General features: G+C 69.0%; 9 protein-coding genes. 4 read left to right on the top strand and 5 right to left on the bottom strand.

The features are described 5' to 3' along the window. Positions 1 to 187 precede the first annotated feature (187 nt). Positions 188 to 451 carry a GlsB/YeaQ/YmgE family stress response membrane protein gene (locus SPR02S_RS11850; RefSeq protein WP_019057177.1) on the bottom strand — a complete coding sequence of 88 codons (264 nt, stop codon included), beginning with the start codon at positions 449 to 451 and terminating at the stop codon, positions 188 to 190. A gap of 231 nt (positions 452 to 682) precedes the next feature. On the opposite strand from SPR02S_RS11850, the gene SPR02S_RS11845 reads away from it, so the two are divergent. Further along, complete coding sequence (locus tag SPR02S_RS11845) at positions 683 to 2,107, top strand: hypothetical protein (protein ID WP_019057176.1); 1,425 nt, start codon at positions 683 to 685, stop codon at positions 2,105 to 2,107. Between the two features lie 67 nt (positions 2,108 to 2,174). Here SPR02S_RS11845 and SPR02S_RS11840 read toward each other — a convergent pair whose 3' ends face one another. Together SPR02S_RS11840 and SPR02S_RS11835 are read right to left on the bottom strand one after the other, a co-directional pair. After that, positions 2,175 to 4,928 carry a glycoside hydrolase family 2 protein gene (locus tag SPR02S_RS11840; protein WP_019057175.1) on the bottom strand — a complete coding sequence of 918 codons (2,754 nt, stop codon included), beginning with the start codon at positions 4,926 to 4,928 and terminating at the stop codon, positions 2,175 to 2,177. 102 nt (positions 4,929 to 5,030) lie between these two features. Continuing rightward, the gene (locus SPR02S_RS11835) at positions 5,031 to 6,215 is read right to left on the bottom strand and encodes an ROK family transcriptional regulator (protein ID WP_019057174.1); all 1,185 of its coding nucleotides are present in this window, start codon (positions 6,213 to 6,215) and stop codon (positions 5,031 to 5,033) included. 140 nt (positions 6,216 to 6,355) lie between these two features. Here SPR02S_RS11835 and SPR02S_RS11830 point away from each other — a divergent pair, with 140 nt between their 5' ends. From SPR02S_RS11830 to SPR02S_RS11815, 3 genes are all read left to right on the top strand, one after another. After that, entirely contained in the window at positions 6,356 to 7,810 is a 1,455-nt protein-coding gene (locus SPR02S_RS11830; RefSeq protein ID WP_019057173.1) for an APC family permease, read from the top strand. A 212-nt stretch (positions 7,811 to 8,022) separates the two neighbouring features. Next, positions 8,023 to 8,802 carry a phosphotransferase gene (locus tag SPR02S_RS11820; protein ID WP_019057171.1) on the top strand — a complete coding sequence of 260 codons (780 nt, stop codon included), beginning with the start codon at positions 8,023 to 8,025 and terminating at the stop codon, positions 8,800 to 8,802. A gap of 112 nt (positions 8,803 to 8,914) precedes the next feature. Continuing rightward, positions 8,915 to 9,682 (top strand): ArsR/SmtB family transcription factor, encoded by a 768-nt coding sequence (locus SPR02S_RS11815; RefSeq protein WP_019057170.1) that lies wholly within the window; start codon positions 8,915 to 8,917, stop codon positions 9,680 to 9,682. Positions 9,683 to 9,751: 69 nt separating this feature from the next. Here the strand turns inward: SPR02S_RS11815 and SPR02S_RS11810 are convergent, their stop codons facing one another. After that, complete coding sequence (locus tag SPR02S_RS11810) at positions 9,752 to 10,192, bottom strand: SPW repeat protein (RefSeq protein ID WP_019057169.1); 441 nt, start codon at positions 10,190 to 10,192, stop codon at positions 9,752 to 9,754. 89 nt (positions 10,193 to 10,281) lie between these two features. Next, the gene (locus SPR02S_RS11805; protein WP_019057168.1) at positions 10,282 to 10,884 is read right to left on the bottom strand and encodes a sigma-70 family RNA polymerase sigma factor; all 603 of its coding nucleotides are present in this window, start codon (positions 10,882 to 10,884) and stop codon (positions 10,282 to 10,284) included. Positions 10,885 to 10,919 lie beyond the last annotated feature (35 nt).

The raw sequence follows: 10,919 nt of genomic DNA, 5'->3' as shown, positions 1-10,919 counted from the left end.
TACGGCTCGACGAGCGGAGCGATGCGTGGTGACGAGGGTTCGCCGTGAGTCGTGAGGAGCCGTGAGGAGGAGTGCGGGCGCGGGAAACGGGGGATCGGGCGGCAGGCCCGCAGAAGCCGGCCGCCGCCCGGTCGCGCCCGTGGCGCATGTCCCGCGTCTCACCCGCGACGCACGTCCCGCCGCCCGCTCAGCGGCGTGCCCTCGACCGGTCCAGCGCGGCTATGCCGACCGCCGCCAGGCCGATCTGGATGAGCCACTCGATCCAGTCGATGCCCTTGGTGTCGGCGACCCCCAGGCCCGATGCGATCGCCGCGCCGATCAGCGCGGCCACGATGCCGACGACGATCGTCAGCAGCACGCCGATGTGCTGGCGCCCAGGGACGACGAGCCGTCCCAGCACGCCAATGATGATGCCGATGATGATGGCACTGATGATGCCCGAGATCTCCATCTCCGCCCCTCTTTGTCGATAGTGCTGCTCTCTTCATGTGCCCGCTGGAGGCCAAGGCAGTCCGCCGGAGTTCTGTTGCCTGTTATTGCCGGGACTTTCTGTTCACCACCCCTACATGCCATGTACCTTTCAATCGTTCAACGCGTGTAGAACTCCCCAACTACCGTTCTACGCGCGCAGATCAGGCGCCCGCACCGCACCCTTCCCCATCCCCTCATGGAGGTTCGTCGGATGCTTGGATCCAGAAGATCCCGCCGCAGACTCACCACCGCCCTCGCCGGCCTGGGACTTTTCGTCACGGGGGCCGCCCTCCAGGTCACCACCACGGCCACGCCCGCGCACGCGGCCACCACGCACCGCGTCCTGTTCGACGACGGCCACGCCGAGGAGGCGGGCAACGCGGACTGGATCATCTCCACCAGCAAGCCCGACCCGCTGTCCCAGGACTCCTCCCCGTCCGCCGAGACCGACTGGACCGGGGCGCTCTCGTCCTGGGGCGTCGCCCTGCAGAAGACCGGCGACTACAGCCTGAAGACCGCCACCAGCGCGCTGACGTACGGCGGTTCGTCGACGACCGACCTGTCGAACTTCGACACGCTGGTCCTGCCCGAGCCCAACACGCTGTTCACGACGGCCGAGAAGACCGCGATCATGACGTTCGTCAACAACGGCGGCGGCCTCTTCATGATCTCCGACCACACCGGCGCCGACCGCAACAGCGACGGCTACGACGCGGTCGAGATCTTCAACGACCTGATGACGAACAACAGCGTCGACTCGACCGACCCGTTCGGCTTCTCCATCGACACCCTCGACATCAGCTCCGGCTACCCCGCCGCGATCAGCGACAGCACCAACACGGTCCTGAACGGCGCCTTCGGCACGGTCACCAAGAGCCTGATCGCCGACGGCACGACGGCCACGCTCAAGCCCGCCGACAACGCGAACGTCAAGGGCCTTGTGTACCGCAGCGGTTACTCCGGCAACACCGGCGCGTTCTTCGCGACCAGCACCTTCGGCAGCGGTCGCGTCGCCTTCTGGGGCGACAGCTCACCCATCGACGACGGCACCGGCCAGTCCGGCAACACGCTCTACGACGGTTGGAACGACACCGGCGCCACCAACGCCGCCCTCGCCCTGAACGCCACCGCGTGGCTGGCCGGCGACGGCAGCAGCGGTGGCGGAGGAGGCGGCGACGGCACCTGCACCGCCGCCCAACTGCTCGGCAACCCGGGCTTCGAGTCCGGCAACACCACTTGGACCGCGAGCAGCGGCGTCATCACCACCTCCAGCAGCGAGGCCGCCCGCACCGGTTCGTACAAGGCATGGCTGGACGGCTACGGAACCGCCACCACCGACACCCTGTCCCAGTCGGTGAGCATCCCGTCCGGCTGCTCCGCCACCCTCAGCTTCTATCTGCACATCGACACCGCGGAGACCACCACCAGCACCGCCTACGACAAGCTGACGGTGACGGCCGGATCCACCACCCTGGCCACGTACTCCAACCTGAACGCGGCCTCCGGATACGTCCTGAAGTCCTTCGACGTCTCCTCCCTGGCCGGCACCACCGCCACCATCAAGTTCACCGGCGTCGAAGGGTCCACCCTCCAGACGTCCTTCGTCATCGACGACACGGCGCTGAACGTCAGCTGAAGACGACCGGTGGGGCCCGGCGGCGGCCGGGCTCCACGGGTTTACGGGGTTTACGCGGTTTACGGGTTCACCGTGCGGGGATCGTCCGCTCCGGTGTGTTCCACCCGGAGACCCGGACCCGTGGCGCCGACCCGTGCAGGTCAGCCGTCCGGTAGGTCGCCGTCAGTGTCGTCGACTCCCCGGGCCACAGGCTCACTTCGTTGTCGGACCACTGCACCGGCAGCACCGGCTTGCCCGCCGAGTCCACGAGATGGACGTCGGTGAGGAGCGAAGGCGTCTTCCCCGAGCCCTTGCCCGAGCCCTTGCCCGTCCCGGAGTTGCGCACCGTGACCGTCGTGGTCGACATGCCGTGCGCGTCGGCGTTGGTCGACGCCGTCGCCGAAACCGGCGCCTGCGCCATCGAGTTGAGCCCCTTGAGGTCGGCGTAGCTCGTCGTCGGCGTGTAATACCAGTCGGTGTGCGCCCAGTCGAGCGTGTCGGGCTTGCTGGAGAGCCAGTACACGTTCCGGCTCACCTCCTTGCCGGACGCGTCGGTCAGGGTCAGCCGTACCAGGTACGTCGTCGACAGCCCGCTCACCGACGAGGGCGAGGGCAGGGTGAGCGCCGTGCTGTGCGCGCCGCCGCCGCCGGAGACCTTCACCCCGGTCACCTTCTTGTCGTACTTCGGTGTGCCGTCGGTGTTGAACAAGGTTGCGTGTGCGGTGAGTTGGCGTGCGGACGCGTTCCGGTTGTTCACCACTACAACCGAGCGGTCGTCGTACGAGTACTGGATGTGCAGCGGCTCGTTCGCCTTCTTCGCGCCGAAGTAGGCACCGCCCTGATCGAGGTAACGGTCCATCAACTGCCAGTGCAGGGAGGTCCACCCGCTGTTGAACATCCAGTAGACGACCCCGGTCGCCGGCTTGGAGGCGTCGGTGGCGTTGCGCTCGTACGCCTCGAACTGGGCCCGCACGTTCTCGTATTGGGCCAGCTGTGCCTTGCGGACGTAGTCGGTGAGGCTCGTCGGTGGGCCGTAGCGGCCGGTGAGGGCGTTGTCGTAGAGCTTGAGGGTGTTGAAGGTGGCGGACGGGGAGCGGTGGTACTGCTTGGCGCTCGGGTCCTTCCAGAGGGTGGCCAGTTCGGCCCGGGTCATCATGCGGCGCAGGGTGTCGAGGGTGGGGATGTCGGGGCCCGCGCTGGTCTCGGAGTTGAAGCCGGTGGCGCCGCCCTCGCGCTTGGCGTACCAGTAGTTCGGCGGGATCCAGTCGTACGGGCCGGTCATCTTCATGCCCGAACTGCCGCTGACCGGAGAGGAGTTGTCGGAGGCGGCGGCGACCACCGGGGTTTTCCAGTCGGCGGCCTTCAAGGCGTCCAGGTACGTCTTCTCGATCTTCGCGTCAGGGGCGAAGTCGCTGCCGATGAGGAAGGAGATCACGCTCGGGTGGTCGCGCAGCCGGGCGGCCTCGGCGGTCATCGAGGCCTTGGCGACCGGGTAGTCGGCGGCGGTCCACGGGTCGCCCCGCTCGTCGCCGTTGACCTGGCCCTCCCACTTGTCGCAGCATTCCCAGCCGGGGAGGGTCAGGATGCCGTAGCGGTCGGCCAGGTCGAAGAACTCGTCCGGCTCGATGTGCCCTTCCAGGCGGATGGTGTTCAGGCCCAGGTCGAGGGCGTACTTCAGGCGGTCCTCGACGTAGGTCTTGTCCCAGCGCAGGAACTCGTCGGGTGACCAACCGCCGCCCTTGATCAGCAACTTGCGGCCGTTGACGCGGTACTGGCGGGCGCCGTCGGAGTTCAACGGGGCCTGCACGTCACGGATGCCGAAGGTCTGGTGCGCGGTGTCGGAGGGGGCGCCGTTCACGGAGGCGCTGAGGTCGAGGCCGTAGAGCGGCTGGCCGCCCATGCCCGCGGGCCACCAGACCTTGGGGGAGTTCAGGTGGAGGCCGAAGGTGATGGTCTTCGTCTCGTGTGCGGTGAGGGAGACGGTCTTCTCGAAGGTCGTGCTGCCGATGCTGCCCCGGACCTGCGCCGTGACGGGCGCGTTCGAGTCGTTGCGGGCCTGCGCCTTCACCGTCAGGTCGGCGGTGGCCAGCGACGCCACGGCCAGTTTCGTCACCACATGTGCGTCGCGCAGCGCGACCGGGCCGCCGCGCCGGACGAGGACGTCACGGACGATGCCCATGTTCTCGTCGGGCGGCGGCTGGAGCCAGTCGATCCAGCCCATGGTGAGGTTCTTGTTCGGGTCGTTCGGCCGGATGCGGAAGGCGACCGTGTTCATGCCGGAGCGGACGAGCGAGGTGACGTCCAACTCGTGCTGTGTGTAAGCCCCGTTGACGTCCGTGGCCTTGGCGATCCGCTTGCCGTTGACGTAGACGTCGGCCGCCGAGATCACCCCGCTGAAGTCGAGGTAGGTGCGCTTGCCGGGGTCGGCGACCGTGAAGTCGCTGCGGTACCACCACGGCACCTGGAAGTCGGCCTTCGGGATCTTCTGCTGGTTGGTCGAGTAGAAGGGGTCCGGGTAGACGCCGTCGGCGATCAGGGCCGCGAGGACGGTCGAGCGCGCGCCTGCCGGGTGCCAGCCGGTCGCCGGATAGCCGGGGGAGGAGATGGCGGCGGCGGAGTCGGTGACCTTGGCGGAGGATTGGATCGCGTAGCCGGACAGCGGGGTGGCGGTCCCGGCGGTCGAGCGTACGGCGGTCACCGGGAGCTGCGCGCGCTGCGGCGGGGACGACTCCCGGGCCCCCGCCCACGCGCTGGTCGTCAGGGTACCCAGCAGGCCGAGCGCGACCGCGGCCGTGGCGAGACGGCCTCTGAGGAGTGGGGGAACGGCGGGGCGGTGGAACACGGCGGTCTCCAGCCTCGTCAAGTTAGGAAGCTTTACTAACCGCACCAGAAGGTAGGGCGCTCGGCGATGCCTGTCAAACACCTGTGTCCGTGGGTGAGTTGCTCAGGACCCCGAGTGACGCTCGAACACCAGGTCCCGCGCGGTGCCGAGCGCGGTGGCCACGGCACCCAGCAGCACCGCGTCCTCGCCCAGCGCGCTGGGCACGATCTTCGGGCGCAGCGGAGTCAGCGCGCGCAGGTTCTCCCGCACCGGACGCAACAGCAGATCCACGCTGTGCCCGACACCGCCGCCCAGCACGACGAGGTCCGGATCGAGGACAGCCGCGGCCGCCGCCACCGTGTGCGCGATCCGCTCGCCCTCCAGCTCAACTGCCTTGATCGCGGCGGCGTTTCCCTGCCGGGCCGCGTCGAACACGGCCTTCGCGGTGAGCTGCTGCCCGCTCATGCCGAACCTGCGGGCCGCCTCCACCACGGCCACCCCGGAGACCGCGTCCTCCAGCGTCTCCGGCTTCTGCTGCCCCGGCCACGGCAGGAACCCGATCTCCCCGGCACCGCCGTGCGCCCCCGTGAACAGCCGCCCCTCGCTGACCACACCCATGCCGAGACCGGTGCCGATCATGATGTACGCGAACAGCCGGCTGCCCGCGCCGACGCCGTACGTGTACTCGCCCAGCGCCGCGAGATTCGCGTCGTTGTGCACCTCCAGCGGGATGCCCAGCTCCTCCCGCATCCGGTCGAACAGCCCGGCCCGGCCCCAGCCCGGCAGATGCATCGCGTACCGCACCCGGCGCCGCTGCTCGTCGTAGACACCTGGCGTGCCCACCACGGCGTGGACGACCGCGGCCGGTTCGACCTCGGAGTTCGCGACGACCTGGTGGGCGGTGGCGACCACCAGCTCGGCCATGGCGCCCGAGCTGCGGGCGCGGTTGCGGACATCCGCGCGGGCCACCACCTCGCCGTCCAGATTGGCGACCGCGACGCGCAGCCAGCTGCGGCCGATGTCGATCCCGAGGGCGTAACCGGCGGACGGATCGGGGGCGTAGAGCACGGCGGTGCGGCCCCGCTCGGGGGCCTGCGTGCCGACCTCGTGGACCAGTCCCGCTTCCTCCAGGGCGGCCAGCGCGCTGGAGACCGTCGGCTTCGACAGGCCTGTGTCGCGGGCGAGTTGGGCGCGGGACGCGGCACCGGCGGTGCGCAGCCGGTCGAGCAGCAGCCGCGCGTTCGTACTGCGCAGCCGCTGACGACTCCAGGGCTGGTCCGGTCGCTCCACGGCGTCACTGGCGGGCATCGCATCATTCTCCGGCATCCGGGACAGCCTCTTGACGAGTCTAGTAAGGCTACTTAACTTTATCGCCCAGTCAGCCACCGGATACCGGCCCGCACGCCGCACCCCCTTCTCCCCGGTCACGCACACCCTCAGGAGCCTCCATGTCCGGTAGTCCGCCCCCCGACGGCGGGTTCGTCCGCCGCGTCGGCCTCTTCCAGGCCACCGCCATCAACATGAGCCAGATGTGCGGCATCGGGCCGTTCGTGACGATCCCGCTGATGGTCGCCGCGTTCGGCGGACCGCAGGCGGTGATCGGCTTCGTCGCGGGCGCGATCCTCGCGCTCGCCGACGGGCTCGTGTGGGCCGAGATGGGCGCCGCGATGCCCGGCTCCGGCGGCAGTTACGTCTATCTGCGCCAGGCCTTCCAGTACCGCACGGGCCGGTTGATGCCGTTCCTGTTCGTGTGGACGGCGATGCTCTTCATCCCGTTGATCATGTCGACCGGCGTGGTCGGCTTCGTGCAGTATCTCGGCTATCTGGCACCGGACTTGGGCAAGACGTCCGGCGACCTGATCGGCCTCGGCGTCATCGCCGTGGTGATCCTCCTGCTGTGGCGCGGCATCGAGAACATCGCGCGGATCACCGCCGTGATGTGGGCGGTGATGATCGCCTCGGTGCTCCTGGTCATCGTGGCCGCCGCGAGCGACTTCAGCGCGCACCTCGCCTTCACCTACCCGGCGCACGCCTTCGACCTGGGCAGCGACCACTTCTGGCTCGGCTTCGCCGGCGGCCTGACCATCGGCATCTACGACTACCTCGGCTACAACACCACCGCCTACATGGGCGCCGAGATCAAGGACCCGGGCCGCACCCTCCCGCGCTCGATCCTCTTCTCCATCGTCGGCATCATGGCGATCTATCTGATGCTGCAGATCGGCACGCTGGGCGTCATCGACTGGCACCGGATGACGAACGTCAACGACATCGCCTCCACCTCGGTGGCCTCGGCGGTCCTGGAGAAGACCTGGGGCAAGGGTGCCGCCGACACGGTCACCGTCCTGATCCTCATCACGGCCTTCGCCTCGGTCTTCACCGGCCTCCTCGGCGGCTCCCGGGTCCCCTACGACGCGGCCCGCGAACGCGTCTTCTTCCGCCCCTACGCCAAGCTCCACCCCAAGCACCGCTTCCCGATGCTGGGCCTGGCCACGATGGGCGTGATCACGGCGATCGGCTTCCTCATCGGCCGCCACACCGACCTGGCGACCCTGATCCAGTTGCTCACCACGGTGATGGTCATCGTCCAGGCACTGGCCCAGATCATCGCCCTCACGGTCCTGCGCAAACGCCAGCCGACCCTGCGCCGCCCGTACCGCATGTGGCTCTACCCCGTGCCGAGCATCGTCGCCTTCGTCGGCTGGTGCGTGATCTACGGCTACGCGGACAGGAATTCCCCGGGCCGCCACCCCATCGAGTGGTCCCTCGCCTGGCTGGCCCTGGGCTGCGTGGCGTTCGTGATCTGGGCCCGCTTCGAGAAGGTGTGGCCGTTCGGCCCGAAGGAGATCACGGAGGAGTACCTCGTGGAGACGACCCCGGACACGGAACCGGCAGGTGCCTAGCGGCAGTTGACTTACCTGGTCGAGGCCGGCACGTCACTCGCGATGCCGACGACGGAGCGCCCGTCGGGCACCACCCGCACGGTGTCCACGGGCGCCCGCCCATCCAACAGGCGTGCTTCACCAGCGCTGTTGGCCAGCTCGTGCGCCAACTCACCGCAGATCCCTGGTTTGTTGGCGGTGTCATCGGAGTCGATCAGCGGCGAGCGATACTCGTGCGGTCGGACGATTCCGGGGAGGCGGGCCAGGTGGAAGAGGCGGCGCTCGGTGGAGGGGCGATCAACGAGGTCGTACGGGTGGGAGAGACCGTACGCCGCACGCCCTCGGAACGGTCGCGGTACGTCACAGCGCTGCTCGCCCTGTTCGAGCGGAGCGGTTGGCCAGGAGCGCCGCGCTTCCTCGGCACGGACGAGCGAGGGCGGGAGGTGTTCCGGTACGTCGAGGGCCGGGCGGCAGTCACCCCCGACGAACGGTCCGCCGCCCGCACGGGCGACACCCTGATCCGCGTCGCACGGCTCGTCCGTGCCTTCCACGACCTGACCCACGGCACACCGCAGGCCGGTGACCAGGACGTCGTCTGCCACAACGACCTCGCCCCCAAGAACACCGTCTACGCCGTCCACGGCACCGCATGGCGCCCGCTGGCCTTCGTCGACTGGGACCTCGCGGCCCCCGGTGAGCGCGTCCACGACGTCGCCCACGTCTGCTGGCAGTACCTGGACCTCGGCCCGGGGATCACCGACGTACCCGAAGCCGCCCGCCGGATCGCGCTGATCCGCGAGGCGTACGGCCTCGATGAACTCGACGACACCGACCGGCTTCTCGACACGGTGCTGTGGTGGCAGGACCGGTGCCGGCGAGGCATCGAGGCGGGTGCCGAGCGTGGCGAACGGGGCATGGTCGGACTGCGGGCGAGTGGGGTCGTGGAGGACATCCGGGCCGCGCACGACTGGGTGGCCGCGCACCGGCGCGAGCTGGGCGCGTTCCTGCGCTGAGGCGCCGTAGACCGGAAGGAAAGACCGGGGTGAATCGGGCGAAGCGGTCCACCTTGACATGCAGGTGACTGCCTGCATAACTTTGAGTGTGCGATCCGAACACGACTCAGGGATGGACGCGGTCTTCAAGGCGCTGGCCGACGAGACCCGCAGACGTCTGCTGGACCGGCTGCACGAGGAGAACGGGCAGACGCTCGGCGAACTGTGCGGGCGCATCGACATGACCCGTCAGTCGGTGACCCAGCATCTGGCCGTTCTGGAGGCCGCCAACCTGGTCAGCACGGTGCGGCGCGGGCGGGAGAAGCTGCACTACCTCAACCCGGTGCCGCTGCACGAGATGCAGGAGCGCTGGATCGACAAGTTCGAGCGCCCGCGACTGCGCGCACTCGGGGCCCTGAAGCGACGAGCCGAGGAAGCCATGACCGACAAGCCGACATTCGTCTACGTCACCTACATCGCGAGCACCCCCGAGAAGGTCTGGGACGCGCTCACCGACGCCGACCTGACCGCCGCCTACTGGGGCCACAGCAATGTGTCCGACTGGCAGCCGGGCTCCCGTTGGGAACATGTGCGCACGGACGGTTCCGGCATCGCCGACGTCGTCGGCACGGTGGTGGAGAGCGAGCGCCCGACCCGGCTGGTGACCACCTGGACCTCACCGGAGAACGAGGGCCAGGAGGACACGTACTCCCGCGTCACCTACGACATCCGGCGGCACGAGGACATCGTGCGCCTCACCGTCACCCACGAGGACCTCGCCGACCAGGGCGAGCTGTCCGACGTGTCCGGCGGCTGGCCGGCCGTGCTGTCCAACCTGAAGACCGTCCTCGAAACCGGCAGCCCCCTCTCGCAGGCGCCGTGGATGGTGCCGAAGCACTGAAAGGACACGCGCAAACGCGCCGGTACCGGTCCGTGGACCGGCGCCGGCGTGCCTTCCCTTCGCGGGCTGTTATGGCTTGGGGGTGCTCTTCGCCGCCGTACCGGCACACACCAGGCCCATCAGCACGGCCAGTCCGCCGATGATGACGTTGTTCAGGATGACGCCCTTGTCGGGGCTGTCGCCGACGATCCACGGCGAGACGATCATCCAGACACCCAGGGCGCTCATCGCCCAGCTGAGGCCGTACATGCGCTCCGGTGCCCTGGTGAACCCGAGGGCCAGCAGGCCGATCGCGATGCCGACGATCAGGTTGTGCGGCACGAGCGCGGGCTGGCTCGTCGTGTAGTGGAGTATCCACGGGGATACGGCGCAGTACAGACCGAGCAGGAACACCGGTCCGTCCACGAGCGCCACATCGCGTCCACCGAGCATGCGGGCGTAGCGCGCCTGCATTTCGGAGACATCAGGGTGGCTCGTCATGTCACCTCTGGTGTGCGAGACATTGGCCATGGCTCGTCTCCTTTGACTTGCTGGCCTGACCGCGTCCGGTGCGGTATGCGGCAAAAGCCGCTTATCTCCATAGTGCTCTTATTTCGCCTTTATGTGTAGTGGTCAGCCTGTTCGTCGTCCTGGAGGCGGCTTCGCAACTGGTGGAGCCCACGTCGTGCGTGGCTCTTGACCGTGCCGAGCGGCCAGCCGGTGCGCCGTGCGATCTGGGTCTGGGTGAGGTCCTCGTAGTACGTCAGCCGCAGGACCCGCTGTTGGGGTGCGGGCAGCCTGGCCAGCTCGTGCAGGACGAGGACGCGATCGAGGGTCGTCTCGGGCTTCCGGGCGGCCGGTTCGGCGAGGGCGAGCGAGGAGCCCGCGGCGGCCACGAGGTGCAGGCGACGGGTGCGGGCGGACAGTGCGTCGGCGATCGTGCGCCTGGTGATGCCGACGATCCAGCCGCCGATCGTGCCGCGCTCGGGACGGAATCCCCGCCGCCCGCGCCACACCCCGAGGAACGCCTCCTGCGTCACGTCCTCGGCTTCCTTGGTGTCGCCCAGCGAGCGCCGCGCGAGGCTGTGCACCAGTGGCGACCAGCGGTGATACGCGGCGGCCAGGCAATCCTCGTCGCCCGCCGCCAGCCCCCTGGCCAGCTCCTCGTCGGTGAGCGACTCCGCCGCCGGACTCGGGTGGACGGCGCCGGTCTGCGCGCTCATGGCTACGGCTCCTCGCGGGTCGGACGGCGACTGTC

The organism is Streptomyces prunicolor NBRC 13075, assembly GCF_000367365.1.
GTDB classification, from domain to species: domain Bacteria; phylum Actinomycetota; class Actinomycetes; order Streptomycetales; family Streptomycetaceae; genus Streptomyces; species Streptomyces prunicolor.
This window is presented reverse-complemented; position numbering and strand designations above follow the sequence as displayed.

What these genes read in the sequence shown, in the direction of transcription:
- SPR02S_RS11850 (WP_019057177.1), bottom strand. Translation starts at nt 451, where the DNA reads ATGGAGATCTCGGGCATCATCAGTGCCATCATCATCGGCATCATCATT.
- SPR02S_RS11845 (WP_019057176.1), top strand. Translation starts at nt 683, where the DNA reads ATGCTTGGATCCAGAAGATCCCGCCGCAGACTCACCACCGCCCTCGCC.
- SPR02S_RS11835 (WP_019057174.1), bottom strand. Translation starts at nt 6,215, where the DNA reads ATGCCCGCCAGTGACGCCGTGGAGCGACCGGACCAGCCCTGGAGTCGT.
- SPR02S_RS11830 (WP_019057173.1), top strand. Translation starts at nt 6,356, where the DNA reads ATGTCCGGTAGTCCGCCCCCCGACGGCGGGTTCGTCCGCCGCGTCGGC.
- SPR02S_RS11815 (WP_019057170.1), top strand. Translation starts at nt 8,915, where the DNA reads ATGGACGCGGTCTTCAAGGCGCTGGCCGACGAGACCCGCAGACGTCTG.
- SPR02S_RS11810 (WP_019057169.1), bottom strand. Translation starts at nt 10,192, where the DNA reads ATGGCCAATGTCTCGCACACCAGAGGTGACATGACGAGCCACCCTGAT.
- SPR02S_RS11805 (WP_019057168.1), bottom strand. Translation starts at nt 10,884, where the DNA reads ATGAGCGCGCAGACCGGCGCCGTCCACCCGAGTCCGGCGGCGGAGTCG.